The 20,348-nt window shown below is 34.5% G+C and carries 21 protein-coding genes; 7 read left to right on the top strand and 14 right to left on the bottom strand.

Going from position 1 to position 20,348, the window contains the following annotated elements; translation table 11 throughout:
- Positions 1–98 precede the first annotated feature (98 nt).
- Positions 99–1,010, top strand: coding sequence for a hypothetical protein (locus MKS83_RS12840; RefSeq protein ID WP_240580016.1), 912 nt, complete (start codon positions 99–101; stop codon positions 1,008–1,010).
- Positions 1,011–1,099: 89 nt separating this feature from the next.
- Positions 1,100–1,663 (top strand): aminoacyl-tRNA hydrolase, encoded by a 564-nt coding sequence (gene pth, locus MKS83_RS12835; protein WP_240580015.1) that lies wholly within the window; start codon positions 1,100–1,102, stop codon positions 1,661–1,663.
- A gap of 55 nt (positions 1,664–1,718) precedes the next feature.
- On the opposite strand, the gene MKS83_RS12830 is transcribed toward pth, so the two are convergent.
- From MKS83_RS12830 to MKS83_RS12790, 9 genes are all read right to left on the bottom strand, one after another.
- Positions 1,719–2,354: a carbonic anhydrase gene (locus MKS83_RS12830; RefSeq protein WP_240580014.1), complete on the bottom strand. Its 636-nt coding sequence runs from the start codon at positions 2,352–2,354 to the stop codon at positions 1,719–1,721.
- Between the two features lie 45 nt (positions 2,355–2,399).
- Positions 2,400–3,992, bottom strand: coding sequence for a SulP family inorganic anion transporter (locus tag MKS83_RS12825; RefSeq protein WP_240580013.1), 1,593 nt, complete (start codon positions 3,990–3,992; stop codon positions 2,400–2,402).
- Between the two features lie 137 nt (positions 3,993–4,129).
- On the bottom strand, positions 4,130–4,429 hold the full coding sequence (locus MKS83_RS12820; protein WP_240580012.1) for a hypothetical protein: 300 nt from the start codon (positions 4,427–4,429) through the stop codon (positions 4,130–4,132).
- Positions 4,430–4,451: 22 nt separating this feature from the next.
- The gene (locus tag MKS83_RS12815; RefSeq protein ID WP_100377293.1) at positions 4,452–5,120 is read right to left on the bottom strand and encodes a carbonic anhydrase; all 669 of its coding nucleotides are present in this window, start codon (positions 5,118–5,120) and stop codon (positions 4,452–4,454) included.
- A gap of 302 nt (positions 5,121–5,422) precedes the next feature.
- Complete coding sequence (locus MKS83_RS12810) at positions 5,423–5,977, bottom strand: serine acetyltransferase (RefSeq protein ID WP_240580011.1); 555 nt, start codon at positions 5,975–5,977, stop codon at positions 5,423–5,425.
- Between the two features lie 26 nt (positions 5,978–6,003).
- The gene (locus MKS83_RS12805) at positions 6,004–7,155 is read right to left on the bottom strand and encodes a glycosyltransferase (protein ID WP_240580010.1); all 1,152 of its coding nucleotides are present in this window, start codon (positions 7,153–7,155) and stop codon (positions 6,004–6,006) included.
- Positions 7,156–7,716: an acyltransferase gene (locus MKS83_RS12800; protein ID WP_100377290.1), complete on the bottom strand. Its 561-nt coding sequence runs from the start codon at positions 7,714–7,716 to the stop codon at positions 7,156–7,158.
- 3 nt (positions 7,717–7,719) lie between these two features.
- Positions 7,720–8,874: a glycosyltransferase gene (locus MKS83_RS12795; protein WP_240580009.1), complete on the bottom strand. Its 1,155-nt coding sequence runs from the start codon at positions 8,872–8,874 to the stop codon at positions 7,720–7,722.
- Position 8,875: 1 nt separating this feature from the next.
- Positions 8,876–9,709: a glycosyltransferase family 2 protein gene (locus tag MKS83_RS12790; RefSeq protein ID WP_240580008.1), complete on the bottom strand. Its 834-nt coding sequence runs from the start codon at positions 9,707–9,709 to the stop codon at positions 8,876–8,878.
- Positions 9,710–9,815: 106 nt separating this feature from the next.
- Here MKS83_RS12790 and MKS83_RS12785 point away from each other — a divergent pair, with 106 nt between their 5' ends.
- The 5 genes from MKS83_RS12785 to MKS83_RS12765 all read left to right on the top strand — a co-directional run bounded on the left by MKS83_RS12785 (position 9,816) and on the right by MKS83_RS12765 (position 14,874).
- Positions 9,816–10,586, top strand: coding sequence for a class I SAM-dependent methyltransferase (locus MKS83_RS12785; protein ID WP_240580007.1), 771 nt, complete (start codon positions 9,816–9,818; stop codon positions 10,584–10,586).
- 10 nt (positions 10,587–10,596) lie between these two features.
- The gene (locus MKS83_RS12780; protein ID WP_240580006.1) at positions 10,597–11,625 is read left to right on the top strand and encodes an acyltransferase family protein; all 1,029 of its coding nucleotides are present in this window, start codon (positions 10,597–10,599) and stop codon (positions 11,623–11,625) included.
- A gap of 132 nt (positions 11,626–11,757) precedes the next feature.
- Positions 11,758–12,708 (top strand): glycosyltransferase family 2 protein, encoded by a 951-nt coding sequence (locus tag MKS83_RS12775; protein WP_240580005.1) that lies wholly within the window; start codon positions 11,758–11,760, stop codon positions 12,706–12,708.
- Positions 12,705–14,075: a DUF6056 family protein gene (locus MKS83_RS12770; RefSeq protein WP_240580004.1), complete on the top strand. Its 1,371-nt coding sequence runs from the start codon at positions 12,705–12,707 to the stop codon at positions 14,073–14,075. Before MKS83_RS12775 ends, MKS83_RS12770 begins: the two co-directional genes overlap by 4 nt.
- Positions 14,065–14,874, top strand: a complete 810-nt coding sequence (locus MKS83_RS12765) for a carbohydrate deacetylase (RefSeq protein ID WP_240580003.1) — start codon at positions 14,065–14,067, stop codon at positions 14,872–14,874. Before MKS83_RS12770 ends, MKS83_RS12765 begins: the two co-directional genes overlap by 11 nt.
- Before the next feature lie 15 nt (positions 14,875–14,889).
- Here MKS83_RS12765 and MKS83_RS12760 read toward each other — a convergent pair whose 3' ends face one another.
- The 5 genes from MKS83_RS12760 to MKS83_RS12740 form a co-directional block, all read right to left on the bottom strand.
- A complete protein-coding gene (locus tag MKS83_RS12760; RefSeq protein WP_240580002.1) occupies positions 14,890–15,594 on the bottom strand; it encodes a methyltransferase domain-containing protein in 705 nt (234 codons plus the stop codon).
- Between the two features lie 5 nt (positions 15,595–15,599).
- Positions 15,600–16,541, bottom strand: a complete 942-nt coding sequence (locus tag MKS83_RS12755) for a glycosyltransferase family 2 protein (RefSeq protein WP_240580001.1) — start codon at positions 16,539–16,541, stop codon at positions 15,600–15,602.
- A 31-nt stretch (positions 16,542–16,572) separates the two neighbouring features.
- The gene (locus MKS83_RS12750; RefSeq protein WP_240580000.1) at positions 16,573–17,523 is read right to left on the bottom strand and encodes a glycosyltransferase family 2 protein; all 951 of its coding nucleotides are present in this window, start codon (positions 17,521–17,523) and stop codon (positions 16,573–16,575) included.
- 1 nt (position 17,524) lies between these two features.
- Positions 17,525–19,321, bottom strand: a complete 1,797-nt coding sequence (gene asnB / locus MKS83_RS12745; protein WP_240579999.1) for an asparagine synthase (glutamine-hydrolyzing) — start codon at positions 19,319–19,321, stop codon at positions 17,525–17,527.
- Positions 19,322–19,424: 103 nt separating this feature from the next.
- The gene (locus tag MKS83_RS12740; protein ID WP_240579998.1) at positions 19,425–20,345 is read right to left on the bottom strand and encodes a glycosyltransferase family 2 protein; all 921 of its coding nucleotides are present in this window, start codon (positions 20,343–20,345) and stop codon (positions 19,425–19,427) included.
- Between the last annotated feature and the right edge of the window lie 3 nt (positions 20,346–20,348).

Below are 20,348 nucleotides of genomic sequence, written 5' to 3'. Positions count from 1 at the left end.
TTTTTATTGTTGTCGTTTTTGTGAGAAAATAAATAAAAATGTAATTTTTATGCAAAAAAAAATTATATTTGTGGAAAAATAAATAATCCTTTTAAGAAATGAAGCGACTTTTCTACTTTATTTTACTTGTAGCAGGTATTTCCTCTATCCATTCATGTAAAGATTTAGCTGATGAAAATGGAGATCCTCTTGTAGACCTTAATACAAATACTGGCCTAAATGGAGCCAGAGCATTACATCAGGAGATCACGGATTTTGCTACCGTTGCTGATTATCATTATACGGGACTACTTTTAACTAAAGTGAATAATGGCGCATCCATTACTGATATTGCATATAGTGGTGACAGAATAAGTAAAATCACTTTTGACGGGTTCTTAGATTTGGATAACAACGGGACTCTTGATCCGGGTAAAGTTACTTATACGCAGTTGTTCACTTATGGCGCTTCCGGTAGATTAGAATCAATTACGGAAAACAGAAATATTTATAAATTGACAGGAACTCCTCCAGCTCAGGTTTTAGATAAGCAAACGAAATCAGTATATACTCTGAAATATAATGCATCTACAGCAAAACTTGAAACGATTACAATGAAAACAGGTTTAGAGGTATCAGGAACTCCTTTTGAATATACTGCATATTCTGAAGCTAAGTATACTTATTTAGGTGACAACATATCTAAAGTTGAAAAGGGGTTTGGAACGATTACAGCAGGTGTGAATGATCCTATAATGGTTAAATATGAATTCGGATTCTTGAACTATGATGATAGAATAAGTCCGTATACTTTATTGCCTACTGCATATAAAATTTCATATATATTATCTACATCGCTTAATGATAGCAGATGCCTTATGTTGTCTCCAAACAACCCGTCCAGAGTATCTTTTACAGATCTGAATGTACCGGTTCCTGCTCCAGTAGTTACCTCTACAAACTTCACATATGATCAGCAGACTTATTTGACGAAAGGGTATGGTAGATATTATATTTATAAGCCTTTGTAAAATAAAAAAATAACGATATTTAAAAAGCTCAATTCTCTTCAGGATTGAGTTTTTTATTTTATATCTCTTAATTTTGTAAAAATTTTTAAATGAAATATTTAATTGTCGGACTTGGAAACAAAGGGTCTGAATATGAAAATACACGTCATAATATAGGATTTAAGGTTGTTGAAAAAATTGCGGAAACTCTTGAAGTTCCATTCAATACGAGTAATTTTGGATGGCTGGCTGACGGGAAATATAAAGGAAGGAGAGTTCTGCTTTTAAAACCTGATACCTATATGAATCTTTCAGGAAATGCCGTGAGGTACTGGATGCAGAAAGAAAACATTCCTTTGGAGAACGTTCTCATTGTAACGGATGATCTGGCTCTTCCTTTTGGAACTTTAAGGTTGAAAGGTAAAGGATCTGATGCGGGACATAATGGATTAAAGAACATCATCGAAGTACTGCAGACACAAAATTATGCCAGACTTCGTTTTGGAATTTCAGCAGAATTTTCTGAAGGAAAGCAAGTAGATTATGTATTAGGAACCTGGAACGAATCTGAAGCTGAAAAACTTCCGGAGAGGATTGAAAAGTTCGCTAAAGCCTGTCTTTCATTTGTTTTTGCGGGAATCAACAATACAATGTCAGCTTTTAATGGAAAATAAAATTTCGGCGGGGAGCAAAGCTCCCCGCCGAAATTTTTTAAAGTATTTTTATAAATTATAACCAGGTTACGGCGCCGGTTTCTACATCGTAATTTGCCCCTACGATTTTAATCTTACCTTCTTTTTCAAGGTTTTTCAACGGAGAGCTTTGTTTACGAATATCCTCAATAGCACTTCTTACATTTTGTTGATTTAATCTTTCCAGAAGCGAACTGTTTTTTGAAGATCTTTCTTCTCCCTCTTCAATTACTTCTTTAATGATCGGGTCAAAATGATTGATCAGGTGGTTAAGATTATCCATTCCTAATCCTTCGATCTGTGCAGCGTCTAATCCTCCTTTTAAGGCGCCACATTTAGTGTGTCCCAAAACAACAATAAGCTTAGAACCAGCTACATTGCAGCCAAACTCCATGGAACCTAAAATATCCTGATTAACGAAATTACCGGCAATTCTGATACTGAAAATATCTCCCAATCCCTGGTCAAAGATAAGCTCTGCAGAAGTACGGCTATCGATACAGCTTAAAACAACAGCGAAAGGCCATTGTCCTTCACGGGTTGCATTTACTTGCTCCAAAAGGTCTCTGTTGGCTTTTAAATTATTGACGAATCTTTGATTTCCTTCCTTTAAAAATTCTAATGCTTTTTCAGGAGTAATTGTTGACTGGGTTTCGTATGTATGTGCTTTCATATGATAGAATGTAATATTTAAAATTTAAAAATAATAATTTGTGAGCTACATTGCTCTTGTGTGTGTAATTAAAACATGAGAATCCTCGCTGCTCTCATAATCTTTATATGATGTTTTAAAGCCTAAAAGCTCAACATTGATGTCTTCTTCCTTGGCTCGGATATTCGCAAAATCCTGGATCATTTCCAGAACATCAGTGGCGATATATGAAGTTCCTCGTGCATCAATAATCACATTAGACTTAGGTTTAATATTTTTTAATGTCTTCTTAATAGCTGCTTTGTTTAAAAAAGATACTTCCTCTGCTAATTTAATATTGATTCCGTCTGCATCATTCAGCTTTTCCCGGCTCAAATAGTATGCTCTTTTCATGTTTCCCTGAAGAATATAGAAAATTGAAATGGCCAAACCTATTCCTACCCCCTTCAAAAGATCTGTGGCAACTACGGCAATTACGGTTGCAACAAAAGGAATGAACTGGAATTTTCCTAAATGCCAGAAATGCTTAAATGTAGCAGGCTTTGCAAGTTTATATCCTACTAAAATTAACACCGCTGCTAATGTCGCTAATGGAATTAAATTCAGAATCATAGGAATTGAAAGTACACAAATTAACAATAAAACTCCATGAATAATTGCTGAAATTTTTGAAGTTGCACCTGCGTTGGCATTGGCAGAACTTCTTACCACAACAGAAGTCATTGGAAGTCCTCCGATAAGCGAACTGACTAAATTTCCAATACCCTGAGCTTTCAATTCAAGGTTGGTATCCGTAATTCTTCTTTGTTTATCCAATCGGTCTGATGCTTCAATACAAAGTAGGGTTTCGATAGAAGCAACGATAGCAATGGTAGCCCCTACAATCCATACCTTAGGATTTGAAAATCCTCCGAAATCGGGCATTGTGACAAGGTTTTTAATATCCTCAAATGATTGCGGAACAGGCAGTACAACCAGATGCTTAGGGCTGATTGCCAGTGAACTTCCTGTCATTTTGAAAGCTTCGTTCAACAAAATACCTGTAACAACGGCAACTAAAGCTCCGGGAAGCATTTTCATTCTCTTTAAAACAGGTATTTTATCCCAGGCCAAAAGAATGGCAATTGAAACCAGCGTCACAATAATGGCGCCGGGATGAATAGCTCCAAATAATTCAGTGAAATAATTCAGATTTAAACCATTGTCAAAAATAGATTCATGTCCTTCATAATCCTTATCAAATCCCAATGCATGTGGAATTTGTTTTAAGATAATGATGATTCCTATGGCAGCAAGCATTCCTTCGATCACGTTATTGGGAAAGTAATTGGAGATACTTCCTGCTCTCACAAACCCTAAAACCAACTGAATGAGACCTGCAATGATTCCTGCGCAAAGAAATAATTCAAATGCACCTAGATCAGTAATTGCAGTTAAAACAATTGCCGTTAAACCTGCTGCAGGACCGGATACGGAAATATTGGAATTACTCAGGGATCCAACCACTAATCCGCCCACAATTCCGGCAATAATTCCTGATAAGGGTGGAGCACCGGATGCTAAGGCAATTCCTAAACATAAAGGAAGTGCCACTAAAAATACAACGAGTCCTGAAGGGAAATTCTCCTTTATTCCTCCTATTAAAGATGTGTTTTTCATGATATGAAAATGTATAGCTATAGCTGATTAGCTGTGATTAATCAGTTATAAAAGTTTGGAAATTTAATTTTTGAAGTACATATCGATTCAATACCCAAAACAGGTATGAAGACAATAAAAAACGTATTAGATAAAAATTAGGCTTCCGGAGGCGGAGAAAATATAGTAAGAAGTGGTGAAAGATGAAAATCATCATCAATCAGTACGAATGATTTACCTTTTAAATCAGGTTCAAAAAATCTTAGATAATCAAAGACGTCCAAAGGTTTTGGAAGTGCTTTTTCGTAAACTACAAAGGAAGATGAGGAAGAATGAGGCTCTTCTTCATTCACTATGACGTTGGTTTGGAGCAGGTCCCAATTAAAAACTGCAGCAATACTCGGTAGTGCTGTAAAGTTTAAAAAGACCATTAATGTAATAATACTCCAAAGTTTCATTTCATTGTTTTTTAGAAAAATATTACTTTTTCTTTCGGCTCATCACCCAGTCCGAATCCGTAAGATTATAGATTTTTTGAATGTCTTTTAAGATTTTTTCAAAATCAATCTCCAAATCAATAATTTTTCCGGTTCTAAGGTCAAAAACCCAGCCGTGAACAATAGGATATTCTTCCAAGATATATCTTTCCTGTACACAGGCCATCTTAATCACGTTGATGCACTGTTCCTGAACATTAAGTTCTACAAGCCTGTCATAACGTTTCTTTTCATCTTCAATAGAATCCAGCTCTGCTTGGTGCAATCTGTACACATCACGTATGGTTCTCAGCCAAGGATTCATTAGTCCTAAATCCTGAGGTGACATTGCTGCTTTTACACCTCCGCAGTTATAATGTCCGCACACAATAATATGATTCACTTTAAGATGCTCTACTGCGTATTGAATAACCGCTGTAGAACTCATATCCAACGTATTGACAACATTGGCAATATTTCTGGTCACAAATACTTCCCCCGGTTTCATTCCCATTACTTCCTCTGCAGTCACTCTACTGTCCGAACATCCAATATAAAGGAACTCCGGATTCTGAGTTTTTGCAAGCTCATGAAAGAACTCAGGGTTTTCTGCAACTTTAGATTCTACCCATTTTCTGTTGTTTTCGAAAATAACGTCGTAGGATTGTGACATAAAATAAAATTTAAAAGTGAATAATTATTTATTTCGTTTAAATTATTTTCAAATTCAATAGATTGAATCAATAATCATGCAAAAATATAATTTTTGTAGATAAAGCAAGTGGTTTTAACAAAGTTTAATATTAAAATATGCTTAAAATCATATTAAATTCAGGATAAACCATGTGTTTTACAATACCTTTTATGTTTAAAATAATCAGAAACGTAGGATAAAATTACGATAAAAATTTAAAAACTAATTAAAATGGGATGAGATAAGTTATGCGTTTAAGTAAAATATAATAAGAAATTCTGCTATATTGTATAATTGATATAGCCCTCTGTAGCTCTTTCATTAGGATAAATCTGGGCCGGATTTCCGCTTACAACAGAATCGGAAGGAACATTAAAATTTACATACGAATTGGGAGCTATCAGAACATTATTTCCAATTTTTATATTCCCGACAATTACGGCATTTGGGCCAATCCAGACTTCATTGCCTATTTCAGGGGAGCCTTCATTTTTGCCTCTGTTTTGCTGTCCGATAGTGACACCTTGTGCAATATTGCAGTTTCTGCCAATTATGGTTTTAGGATTAATCACCAGACTTCCCCAATGTCCCAAATAAAAACCTTCTCCGATCTGAGTTTCCGGATAAATCTGAAACCCATACTTGATTTGGAAATGCCTTAAAACCAGTCTCCAGAAAAATCCTATAACAGGAACTTTCCCCAATTGCTGATTTTTTCTCAAAATGTAGATGAAATGCAGGTTAGGATTGATGCATTTTGCCCATATTTTAAAAGTGGAAAGCCATTTTCCGCTCTCACGATAAAAATCTTTCTGTATGGTTGAATAGTTTGACATGAGATCAAAGATAAAAGAAAAATGATTTATAAACTGTCGATAATATTCATTATGGAATCTACAGAGTTCTGTAAGCCGAAAGGCATTACATATTCTTTCAAATTTTCCGAATAGGTAGTAAAGTATTCAGGACTTTCTAATGCCTTTTTCATTCCGTTATAGATGCCTTCTTCTGAATTTTCAACAATTAATCCAATTTCTCCGTCATTCAGCATTTCGGCTGCTCCGGAAACTTCTGTGGCAATTATTTTCTTTTTCAGGGTAATCGCTTCAAAAAGAACTGTAGGAAAACCTTCATATCTCGAACTTAAAATGTAAAAATCCGAATGTTTAAAATAGGGATACGGATTATCTGTAAACCCAAGCATTGTAGCGGTATTATCAACATCTAATTCTGACTTTAATTTTTTGATATTTTCAAAATCATAACCGTCACCCACAATGAGAATTTTATGTTGGAAACCTTCATCAAGAAGTCTTTTGTGTACTTTCAGTAATCTGTCAAAACCTTTTTGCGGGAAAACGGTTCCTACTGAAATAAACGTAGGACAAGTTATGTCAAAGTTGTAATTAAGAACAGGTTTCTCAGCTTTGGCTAAAATTTCTTCAGTATCTAAAGGATTATATATTTTTTCTACTTTCTGTCTTTCTGCTTCACTTTGTGCCAGATTGAGAAATGTTGCTTTAATTTTTTCTGAAATCACCATGATTTTATCAAAGCCAAAAAACTTTCTGATTTCATCATTCGTGTAGCCTTTTACCTCCGAAAGATCATTGTGTATCCAAACTATTTTTTTAGAATTTTTTAATGGTGAATTTAAAATCTCATCGCGCATTCCGTGAATGGCGGCAAATTCAATATCATATTTTTTATTCTTCAGTATTCCCTGATAGAGCAGTCCAGGAAAAGTTTTTAAAAGTTTTTGATACACCACCCGATAGATTTTCTGAGGCATATCCTGAATTCGGTTCGTGGTGATCATCTCGCCTTTGTTTAGGTATAAGATATTAACCCAAGAAGGAACTTCGCTGAGATATTTTCCGGAATATAAATTAAGAAGAAGATCTATTTCGTATTTGGCTTCCGGAAGATTTTTAAGAAAAGTAATCAATACTTTTTCAGCTCCACCATGTCGCAGAGAGCCGATCCGGATCAGTATTTTTTTCTTTTCTGTCATTTATTTTACCGGTTTGTAAGTGTGAGGAAGGTGCTTCTTTATGTAAGCTTCCAATTGAGGACGTACAAGTTCAAGCTCTCTTGGGTACATCACGTTATTGGCTAATAATTTATCGCCATATTCTTCTATGGTACAGATAAACTTTGCCGGAACGCCCGCAAAAACACTTCCTTTAGGCATTGATGAGGTTAGAATGGAACCTGCTCCCAAAACACAATTGTCCTGCATTTCTACTCCCGGCATAATAATCGTGTCAGCTCCAATCAGGCATTGCTTACCAATTTTTATTCTTCCGAAGGTTCTTACATCTTTATATTTTTCAAAAAAGTGAAGGGCATTTTGTCCACCATCATGATTCACAAATCTTACATTGTTGGAGAAAGTAGTTTCATCACCGATTTCAATCAGAAAAGGTTCGGTTCCGAATTCGGGGACCTCTACAAAGCGTACGTTTTTTCCTACTTTTAACCCTTTAGCAATGCAGACCTTCAGATAAACGTTTTGTATCATCCGATGATAAGAGGTGTGAATTTTAAGAATCAGGCGGTAAATAAAAAGCATTTTTTATTTTTTTACTAAGTTAGTAATGATATTTTCAACCGCATCAAAAATCTTTTGATTGTCAAATTGTTTTTCGATATTCTTCAGATTTTCTTTAATTGTTGAAACATATTCCGGTTCTGTAAGAAATCTCTTCATGGCTTCATACATTTCTTCCGTTTCATAATTGATGAGGTGCCCGGTTTTTTCGTGAGTTATCATTTCAGGAATTCCTCCTACATTGGTTGAAATGATGGGCTTTTGAAGAATTAATGAATCGGCGATAATTAATGGCCAGCTTTCAGATTCGGAAGGGAGAATGAAAAAATCAGCATTTTTTACATAAGGATACGGATTGAGCAATGAACCTAATAATTGAAAACTTTCGGTAACGCCTAATTCCTGTGCCTGCTTTTTCAGATTTTCTTTTTCTTCACCATCACCAATGACGATAATATGATGATCAAATCCATCTTTCAGTAGTTTTGCATGAGCTTCCATGAGTTTATGAAATCCTTTTCTGCTGTGTAACCTTGCCACGGAAACAAAAACGGGTTTTTCAGGGAATTCGGGATGAAAGGCTTTTGCTTTTTCTTTCAGCTCTTCAATCGGGATCGCGTTTAGGATCACCTGGTTTTCCGGAAGTTTAAGGTCAGGATAGGTTTCCACTAATATATCCCGGGTTTGCTGAGAACCAAAAATAAAATAATCAAACTGTGGAATCTGTTTTAAAATATCAGGAACTAAAGGCTGAAGCTTTGACAGCGTAATATCGGAATGAAACCAGCCAATCTTTTTTGAGTTTTTATTGACAGAATTTAAAACCGATGAAAAAGCCGCATAGGTTGGAGCAATTTCAACATCAAATTTCTCATTCAGAAGCTGATCTGCTATTTTAGGATTATTCTGAGCTCTTTGAAGTCTGTATTTTCTTTTCGCAAGCTGAATTTTTTGTATCAATGGATTTTTAGAAAGGTCTTCTTTTCCATTTTCTAGATATACTTTTCGTACATGACTCGGAAACTCATCACGTAATTCTCCCTGGTTGATATTCAAACAAACGGTCATCTCAAATTTTTCCTGATCGAGATTGTTCAACATACTCAGGATCACTTTTTCTACCCCTCCCATTTCCATTGAACGGTGTCTGAAAAGCACTTTTATTTTTTCTTTTTTCATCTTAGCTGAATAATTGTTGAACGAATATTCTGAGTTTTTTTTGTAGGCGGTAAGAAATTGAATTCTGGTATTCCAGAAGATCAAAAATTTCTTTTGCATTATGATATTCTGCCGGAATTGTTTTACCGTGAAGAGATTGTAAGCCTCTTCTTTTCATCGTATTGAAAATTACTTTGGCAAATGATTCTTTTGCTTTTTCTTTTGAGGAGGACTGAGAAATTCCCTGAGAATGTTGGCGGTATTTATACATTCGGACGGGCAAATATTTGGCGTTTCCATGCTCCAGAAGCTTTAAATATAAATCCTGATCCACCGCACTTTTTAATGAAGGATCAATACCTTCTGTTTTTAGATACGCTTCTCTTTTGAATGCAAAAAAATGATGGACCTGTATCGGAGAATTGAAAAAGTCCTTCCTATTATCTATTTGCCTTATCTTAGCATAATCTTCTGTAATATTTAAATTTTCATCACAAAATGTTAATTTGGAATAGGTGGCTATGTATTTACTTTTTTCCAGATAGGTTACTGAATCCTTGAGAGCATTAGAAAATAAGGCGTCATCAGGATCTAAGAAACCACAATATTTCCCTGCAGCATATTCCATGCATTTTCTTTTCGTAAAGCCGCAGCCTTCGTTTTGTGAGTTAATAAATAGCTTAAACCTTGAGTCACCATCTATTAAATTCTTAATCAGCTCTAATGAGTTATCCGTGGAAGCGTCATCCACAATGATGACCTCCCAGTCTTTAAAACTTTGAGCAATAATGGAATCATAACAGCTTTTGAAATATTTCCCGTTATTGTAATTGGCTATAAGGATTGAGAATTTCATTCGGAGACTAATAGTTTGATGAAAAGATTAATTCAAAAATATAATTATTCTTTAAAATAGGCAATTGAATGAAAATCTTTATTTTTGTTCTCTTAAAGCAGACACAGTGAGCGAAATAACAAGGGTTCTAAAAACGTTTATAGGCTATTTAAAAAGACCTGATCTTTATCCGGAACTTGGGAGGAAGATTCTGAAAAATACGATCAACAGGAATAATGCTTTCAAAGGAAAGGAAAAAACAAATTCCTGGGCTGCTTCAAAAGCTGTTTCTCAGAAAGAGGCAATTCATAAGCTTTTCGAAGTAAATTCCGAATCATTCAACCATGAATTTCAAGATGTTTTGAAACAGGCAGGAGAAAAAGAAAAGGAATGTCCTATCAAAATGGGTGGAGCAGGAGCTTTGGAACTGATCTATTATGCCTGCGAGTTTTCAAATGCTCAGCATGTGGTGGAAACAGGTGTTGCTTACGGCTGGTCTTCATTGGCTGCTTTACTTTCTTTAAGAAAAAGAAACGGAACACTTTACAGTTCAGATATGCCTTACCTTGGTCAGAATGGCGATCAGTATGTAGGCTACGTAGTTCCTGAAAACCTTAAATCTAACTGGAAACTTTTCCGTTTTGCCGATAAAGAATCTCTGCCTAAAATCTTTGCCGAAACTTCTGGTTTTGACGTGGTTCACTATGATTCTGATAAAAGCTATGACGGAAGAATATGGGCTTATCAGGAGCTTTACCGTAATTTAAGAAAAGGGGGTGTTTTCATGAGTGATGATATTGGTGACAACTCTGCTTATCAGGATTTCTGTGAAAAGAATGAGATAAATACTACCGTGGTGGAGTTTGAAGGAAAATATGTGGGTGTTTTTATAAAATAAGATCAGGTTTTTGAAAATTACTCAGATTACTTTTACGCGATTTGTTGCCGCATTGGCAATTGTAATTTCGCATTTCAATAAAGATGTATTTCTCTATAAGATACCCTATCTCTCTGAAGTCTTTCTGAGAGCGAATGTGGGCGTAAGTTATTTTTTCATCCTTTCCGGTTTTATTATGATCGTTGCATATCATAAAAAAGAAAAAATTGGTTACGGAGATTATTACCGGAACAGATTTGCAAGAATTTATCCTTTGTATGTAGTGGGTTTACTGCTTCTTTGGTTTACGCGTGAAGAAAAATTTCTGTTTACGGATATTCTTCTATATCTTTTAGGGTTACAGAGCTGGATTCCGGGTAAAGCAATGGTTCTGAACTTTCCGGGCTGGTCGATCTCTGTTGAATTTTTGTTTTATCTGCTGTTTCCTTTTCTTTATAATTATTTATATTCAAAAAAGAATAAAAGCATCTGGGTGATTACTATTCTTATCTGGATTGTCACACAGATTTTTTCGAATTTATATATGAAATCGGGCTTTTACAAAGGTCCACATACGGAAAGCCATGATTTTATTACCTATTTCCCGTTACTTCATATCAATGAGTTTCTGATAGGAAATCTTGCAGGATTATTTTTCATTAAAAATCATAAACAAAAAGATTTCGATTTTTCAATAAGTCTCATTTTTATAGGGATTTTATTATGTTTAATATTTGTTACTTTATATTTCCATAACGGATTAATGGGGGTGTTGTTTATTCCTCTCATTCTTTTGATTTCGAGAAATAATGGACTTTTAACAAAGGTATTTTCTTTAAAGCCTTTAGAATATCTAGGAGAGATAAGCTATGCGATTTATATTACGCATATTCCTGTTCTGTATATTCTGAGGCAATTGGTTTGGAAAAAGTACATTTTTGATATTGATGTCCTGTTTGGAATTTACATGGTTGCTCTGCTTTTAAGCTCAGCGTTGTTTTATAAGTTGATAGAAAGTCCGGCGAGAGAATTTTTACGGAAGTTCGAAAAGGCTTCCTGAACTTCATAGAATTTATGATCAGATTAAAGATTTTATATTGATAAAATTCTAAATTTCTGCCAGGCTTTTTCTTTTTATTGTATTTTTATACTGCGATATTTTATATTTTTAGACAGATTCTAAATCTTTTTTATGAAAAAAGTTTACATCATTATTTCAACTTACAATGAAGAGGGCAATGTAGGAATATTGGCCCAGTCTCTGGAAGAAAATTTGAAGGTTATTCAAAATTGTTCTTATGAGTTGGTTTTCGTAAATGATGGATCAAAAGATCAGACTCTTGTAAAATTATTGGATCTTCAAAAAATATATCAAAATATTACGATTATTAATCAGTCCAAAAATTTTGGACATGAACTGGCAATGACAGCCGGAATGAACTATGCTGCTGAACAGAATTTGCAAGAGGATTATGCTGTTCTTTTTATGGATGCAGATATGCAGCACCCTCCGGAAGTAGCAGCAGAACTGATACAGCTTTGGCTAGCAGGAGACTCTTTAATCCTTACCAGACGTACAGATAATCTGGATAAAGGATTTCGGTATAAAATGATGGGAAATCTGTATTACTGGATTCTGAATGGCATTTCAGATGTTAAAATACCCAGAAATATGCCCGATTTCAGATTGTTGGATAAGAAGTATGTTCTTTGGATGAGCAGCCTGAATGAACACGACCGAATGTTTAGGGGAATGCTTTCTCTTATAGGATTGACGAATGCAAAGATTATAGATTTTGAAGCCCCGAAAAGATTTGCCGGGAAATCGAATTATAATTTTTTCAACCTTTATAAATTGGCCATAGACAGTGTTATCCAGTTTTCTGTGAAGCCGTTGAGAATTGCTTCGTTTATAGGGTTTCTGGGATGTGTGTTTTCATTTATATTTTTAACGATTTCAGTGTATATCAATTTTACCAATAACGAGCCCAGAACGGGTTTTCTTACACTCCTTTGCATTACTGTTTTTTTTAGTTCTTTAACTATCTTATTTTTGGGAGTAATAGGGGAATATATAGGAAGAATTCATATTCAGGTAAAAAACAGGCCATTGTATTTTAATGATGTAATTAAAAAGAAATGACAAAGAATATTTTACCACAGATAGTTTATATTTTCATCAATATAGCCTGTTTATTCTGTCTTTTTTATTACCCGAGAACCAGGGATGAGTTTTATTATCTGTTTGATATGGCAATTCCACAGCGATTTGAGGAATGTTTTAATTCTTACCTGCATATCAACCCAAGAATTGGTCAGTGGATTACCAATTTCATTTCGAGAAGCATTTTCCTGAAATTGATGTATGGGTTGGTAACGTTCAACAGTTTTTTCTACATGCTGTATCTTTTAATATTCAGAAAACCTCCGAGCTTTAAAGATTCCGACAGTATGAGAAGAGTATTGCTCATCGTTTTTATCTTTGTAGTTCTCATCAAGTTCTTTGGAGAAATGTTTTTTTATACTCCTTTTGGAGGTAACTACACTTTCATCATGCCATTTTATTTATGGTATATCTATGTGATGATGGAGTATTTTGTGTATGGCAATAATATTTTAAAAGGTAAAAAATCCTTTTTATTTCTGATATTGACTTTTCTTTTAGGAATTTTTACCGGAATGGGGAATGAACACATTCCACCGGTCTTGATTAGCTTTACTTTTTTAGGATTTTTATATAAAGTTTTAAAGAAAAAAGAATGGCCTTCAATAGAAATTACTGTTTATTACGTGTCTTTAATTATTGGATATATGCTGTTGTATTTTGCACCGGCCAATGCAGAAAGATATTCTAAATTAGAGAGCGGGAGTTCTATATTCCACCTTACGCAATATATACAACAGTTTAAGGCTGTACTGATGATGTACAGATATTATCTTCCGGAACTTTCGGTGGCAACTCTGATAAGTATTTTCTTTTTTCTTTTTTATAAAAAACTAAATATAGTAAGAAAGGAGAAAATCAGACTTCTGTTATTTTTTGCGATGGGAATTATTACACTTCCGATTGTAGCCTATTCTCCTATGATCGGTTTAAGGCTGATATTCTTTACTAATACACTGTGGATCATTTGTATTGGCTATCTTTTATTTTCTTTATTGGAAAGAGTTAAAAATAAAAAAACAGAAAGCATACTTTCATCTTTTTCGTCTCTCTGTCTTGTTTTATTCTTTTCTGCAGGTTGTTTTATTTGTTATAATGCCCATGAAAATGCTGAAACTTTATTTAATGAAATTGATTTGAAAAGCAAAAAAACGGATACGGTTGTTTTGGAGCAAGGATTTGACTATTTCTCCGACACATTTAATCATTTTAACATGAATAGACGGTTTCTCCTGGAAAACGGATCTGATTATATCGATAATGACCCACTAAAGGACACCAGACCTGAAATGATTATAAAAACGAAGTTCCACCTAAAAGAATTGTCGAAGAAAAATGAAAAGTAAGCTCATTATTAATGCAGATGATTTGGGTTTCACAAAAGGAGTTAACGAAGCCATAAAAAAAGCCCATTTGGAAGGATTTCTAAGTCACGCCAGCTTAATGGCCAATGAAGCCTATTTTGAGGATGCCATAGAAAATGTTATCCAGAAATGTCCGAATCTAAAGATTGGTGTTCATGTGAATCTCACTTGCGGAAAAGCTTTGCACAAGGATAATATCTTAGCAAAAAATGGCGGTTTTAAAAATAGTTTTGTGAATTTGTTATTCCGGTTTAAGTCCAAAAAAGTCTTAATCCACATTGAAAAAGAAATTGAACATCAGATTTTAGCTATTCGGAATAAGGGCATTACAATTTCTCATATTGACGGCCACGAACATATTCATATCATTCCATCCATTAATAAAATTGTTCGGAAACTGGCAGGAAAATATCATATTCCGAGAATCAGGGAAATCAATGAAGATTTTGGAGAAAGTTTTAAGTATAATGGCAAAACGGCAAGTAAAGCCAACTATATTAAGCTTTTTTTACTTAGGTTTTTAAGTTGGTTTAATTCTGATACTAAAAAAGTGAAGTTTTACAGCATCTTGAATACCTGCGAAATAAATGCTGAGAATCTATTTTCCTACCTGGAGAATTCTCATGACGAAGAAGTGGAAATAATGCTTCATCCAAGCCTTATAGAGCTTGACAGAAATGAAAAAGACCTGGATTCCCGTTTTATCGATTTTCTAAATTCTCCCTACAGAACACAGGAGTTTAAACTTTGTTTTAATCCAAAATTTAAAGAATATTTATAGAAGTGAAAGCTGATTTTAATCTCTATTGCTCAGAACAACCGTAAAACGGGTTTTAGGGATTGATAAATTCAGTATAGAGATGTTAAGATTATTCTTTTTAGCATAATTGATAAAAAAATCTTTGTCAAATTGCAAGAGTGGTGCTTTATCCTTTTTCAGGTAATCGGAAAATAATGTTTTCAAAATAAAAGAAACATAACTGATGATAAAGCCGTTTTTAAGAGCTCCCATAAAAACATAAAAAGTATCTTTGATAATGCTGCTGTTTTTCGGAATTACATCACCAAATGTAGCATGGATCTTTCCCGAACTGAAGATCATGTCCAGGAAATTTTCTACCGCTTTTTCATCGGAAAAATATTGCAGAACACTTAAGCATACTATTTTGTTCACTTTTTTTTCAGAAATAACATGTTGAATCGTTGAAAAATTATTGGAATCCTCTATAAGATAAAAGCTGAAGTTGGGGTATGTATTAAACTTTTCTTTACAAAACCGGATATAGTTTTTCGAAATGTCTATTCCTGCAAAGTTGTTCTTATAAGAAGTACATTTTTCTAAAAAATAACCGGGACCGCATCCGTAATCCAGCAGAACATCATTTTGCTCAAGAGGGAAAATCCTGATATAGTTTTTTTGAAAATAAGCAGTAGTATGCTGCATAATATTGTCAAAGCCGTCTTGTTTTTTGTTCCAGAATTCTGCCCAGTTATTTTCCATATATTTTAAAATAAATTATTTCTAAAATTAATATTATAAAGACCTGATCTGATGCTTTTGTAGTCGGTAATTAGATATTTTAAGATCATTCCCCATTTTTTTCCGACAGAAGAATTGGCTATTTCCCAACTTCTATGCGTTCTTTTAATGTGTATTTTAATGTCTTTAGGAATTGCTGGCTCACTTTCTGCCCATTTATTGACTTCTTTCCAAAGCATGACCCTGGTTATCGAAGGCTTTTTTTTGTTGGAATCAACCTGCGTGATTCTGTTACTTTCATGCACGCCTCTTATGGCAATAGCTTTATCCAAAATTCCGGGATGAAATCTAAGATAATAGGAGCTTCTTAATAAGAATTCTGTGTCTTGGTGTAGTCTTAGATGAGTTTTAAAAACAGGCTGTATTTTTTCAAGCAGCGGCTTTCTTCTAATGGTAAGACCGTCAATACTGAAAAGCCCAAAGCTTCCCTTCATATTAAGCAGTCCCGGAAATACATCTTCAGGATCATGTTTTTTATAAACCGTCGTTAAACGATCGCCAAAAAGCGGTTCATACTGCTCTTTTGCTTTTTCGGAATAATAATGTACTCCCAAAGCACCGTAAACCGCATCGACTTCCTGATTCTCAAACAGCTTTTTTTCAGCATCGAATCTATTGGGAAGATAATAATCATCTGCATCAAGAAAAGCTATAAAATCTCCGGTCGCTTTTTCAATACCCAGGTTTCTGCTTGCTCCGGCTCCGTGATTTTCTTTGTCAGGATGCTGGAAGAGCTTTACTCTTTCATATTTGTTTTCCAGATTTCGGCAAACTTCAATAGCATTATCCGGAGATTTATCCTCAACAAGAATCACTTCAAAAACCTCATCAAACTGTAAAGTAGACTCTACAGCTTGTGTAACATAGTTTTCGGCATTATAAACAGGAATGATTACGGAGATTTTCATTTTATTCTATATCTGTAAATATGTAGTTTATTTATGTTGTTGAGTTCATTAATGCATGAAAGCGGTATCTTGTTTTTAATAATTCAGGATACTTCATACAGTTGATAAAATAGGAAAAGTATTTATTAAAGCCCTTTTTATTGGCAATTGTAAAGCTGAGGTAATTTAAATGTATTCTTTTCGAATATTCAGGCTTAAGCTTTACAATAGTACTCCATTCATACAGTGACTGTTGGAGAAGGAGATTGTTTTGATAAAACTTTTTCGAATAAGGTTTTATTTTGGTAATCCTGTTGTCGTCATGCACTCCCCGTATTGCTATGGCTTTATCAATAATTCCAGATTTTAAATGACATAAGTAAGCCAGCTTTATAATAAAATCCGAATCCTGGTGTACACGAAGTTTTTCGTTGAACTTCAAATCATGTTTTTGAAGAGCTGATTTTCTTATGGTTAATGTGTTCAAATGGAAAAATGTTCCGAAAGTTTTAGCTGTTAAACCTAAAAGACCTTTAAAAACTTCTTCTCCTTCAGCATGATAATTAACGGTAGTAAGCGTTGTATTTTTAAATTTATCCTGAAATTCTTCTTTTCCTTTTTCACTTAAATATTCTACATCAATTGCGCCGAAAACTCCTTCAATATCGGAATCATTAAATAGGATTTTCTCAGCATCAAATCTATTGGGAAGATAATAATCATCAGCATCCAAAAAGGAAATAAACTCACTTTGGGCTTTTTGAAGGCCTAGATTTCTGGTGGCACCGGCTCCATGGTTTCCTTTGTCATGATGCTGATACAGTTTTATACGGGAATCTTCGGTGATAAGTTTTTTGCAGATCGAAAGAGACTCATCTGTAGATGCATCTTCTATTAACAGGATTTCTCTTACTTCCTCGAACTGTAGGGCAGATTGTACAGATTTTTCTAAAAACTGTGCTGCATTGTAAACAGGAATAATGACTGATACGTTAAGCGCCATCTTATAAGAATTTAGAATGATGATTTGCCCATAAAGCCAATTGCAGCAGATTCCAGTGTTTTTGGCCTTTGTCCAGAAACTTTTGTGCCGCCTTAAAATCGATATAATCAAAAATCTTTTGATTTTTGTCTTTTAATAATTCATCAGAGAATTTGAGTAAGCTTTCTTCTTTAAACCAGTTTCCTATTCCAAGTCCAAAACCTTGTTTGTTCCTGTTTCTGATGGTTTCCGTCCAGTAAGATTTCATCGATTCTCTTAAAATGATTTTATCGTTCTCAGAATTTATTTTAAGCTGATCCGGAAGTTGAATACAGAATTCTGCAAAGTCAATATCTAAAAACGGAGTTCTGACTTCCAAAGAATTGGCCATTGCCATACGATCCGATTTTACCAACATATTTCCCGGGACAAACTTTTCTAAATCGGTACGCATAATGTCATTCAGAGAATTTTTATCCGCTTTAAAGCTGTAAGGCTGCTGATAATCCTGAGTGATTCCTAAAGAAGCTCTTTCATTGTTGTCAAAGAAATTTCTGACTTCATTCTGATGAAAATCCAAAATGGAACTATATTGAATATTTTTTTGTGAAATGTAAGAGATTTGCCGGATGTTCTGATACAATTTTAACCCAAACCGAGCTAAAAGGCTTTGATAGCCGAAATGTTTTTTCATTTCATACTCCACCTTGTAAAAACTATAGCCGCCAAACAATTCATCACCTACATCTCCGGAAAGGACCACTTTCAGGTTTTTTCTTGCACTTTTACAGATCTCAAAATGCGGAACACTAGAACGGTCAGCAAAAGGCTCATCTAAGAAAGGAATGATTTTCTGAATTCCTGAAACCAGATCTTCTTTCTTTTCGTGAATTTCGATATGTTTTGTATGGTATTTTTCTGCAATTTCTTTGGCATATTTAAGCTCACTGTCTTCATGATCATACCCGAAGCTGATGGTGGTTTGATGAGGTAAAAACTCATTTACCATAGCCACAACAGAGGAAGAATCCAGACCTCCGCTCAGAAAGCTTCCGACTTCAACATCAGCAATAAGCTGCTTTTCAATAGCGGATTTCAATAGGTAAGTAAATTCTTCTTTAGCTTCTGAAAGACTTAAAACACGGTCTTTTTTCGGAAGACTGTAGTATCTTGAAACATTGATTTCTCCTTCTTTCCAAATTAACTGATGGGCAGGAGGGAGTGAAAATATATTGCTGTAAATACTCTGATATGTACTTACATAACCATATTGAAGATAGTGGGAGAGTGCTTCCTGATTGAGTTTAGGCTCTACAAGCCCACTTGCAAGAATGGCTTTGATTTCGGAGGCAAAAATAAATTCTCCATTTCTTCCATGAGCATAATAAAATGGTTTTTCGCCAAATCGGTCTCGAGCACAGAAAAGTTGTTGCCTTTCATCGTCCCAAATAGCAAAAGCAAACATTCCAGGAAGGTCATGAATCAGATGCTCCTTTTTTCTTTGATACATGGCGAGAATCACTTCCGTATCGGATCCTCCTTGGTAAGAATATTCACCATATTGTTTTTTGATGGACTGATAACCGTAAATTTCACCATTTAAAACAATACATTCATTTTTTGAATTAGAAAACATCGGCTGTTTACCATTTTCCGAAAGGTCAATGATGGATAACCTTCGATGGCCTAAAGCAATATTTTCAAAATATTCATGATGGGCAGAATCCGGACCGCGATGCGCAATAGCATCCGTCATTTTCTGAATGGCTTCAGAGTAGTTTTTTGCATTTTGGGTAACGATTCCGGCTATTCCACACATATTTTTATTTCTTCTTTAAACAATCTGTTTTCTCACAATAAAACAGATTATCATTCTTTTATAGGTTATAAATGATCATTCTTTGGTTTGTTGTATATCAAATTTAAGTATTTAGAAAAGTCAAACCAATTTGTTGTACCTGATTTCTGATTTCTGAGAGTTTTTTCTCTTCTTTTGAAATTTTCCGGTATTTCTCTAATAATATTCTATATTCGGATGTATTTCCTGTTAATAGGTTTTTGAGAATGCTTTTCCGTAAAGATTTTTTTTCAAAAACGATAGCATTGGGAAGATTAGGATTGATCATTTTAGTCTCAATACTAAGGTTCTCATACTTTTTAGGATCTACTTTTTTCAGATCCTGTTTCCCATCATGTACCACTTTACTTTCGGGGATAAGAAGGATTTTCTTTTGATGAAAATGAACTCTGTTTACATATTCTGTATCTTCCCCATAATGGAAAAAGTAAGGGTTGAATCCTCCCACTGTTTCAATTGTACTTCTGGGAATAAGCCAATGAGCGGCATTCACGAAATTCATTTCGTAAAAGGGCTTTAACTTTTGAAAATACAGATCAGAAATTAATCGGTTTTTTTCAAAGTTATGGGCAATATATTTATCTAAAAAAATATCGAGAAGTTGTTCGCTCCCATCCAGATGCATAGGACTTAAAATACCTATTTCTTTCTGATTGGGGTGAGTTTCATAGGCTTTCAGTAATTTCTCAATGCTATCGGGATAAATCCAGGCGTCCTGATTCATCAGGTAGAAAAAGTCCGCTCCGTTTTTATACGCCTTTTCTATTCCGATATTATTAGCCTTTCCGAATCCCAAATTTTTTTCGGATTGGATGAAATCTATCTCAGGAAAATGAGTCTGAATGAAATGTTGAGTTCCGTCTGTTGAGCCATTATCAATAACGATACATTTAACCGGTACAGAAGATGATTTAAGACTGCTAAAACATTTTTCTGCCCATTTCATGGCATTATAGGTGGCGATGATAACGAAGACTTTAGACATAGT

This window comes from Chryseobacterium sp. Y16C (assembly GCF_022488405.1).
Taxonomy (GTDB): Bacteria; Bacteroidota; Bacteroidia; order Flavobacteriales; family Weeksellaceae; genus Chryseobacterium; species Chryseobacterium geocarposphaerae.
The sequence above is the reverse complement of the archived record's forward strand: the minus strand, read 5'-3'. Positions and strand labels throughout refer to the sequence as shown.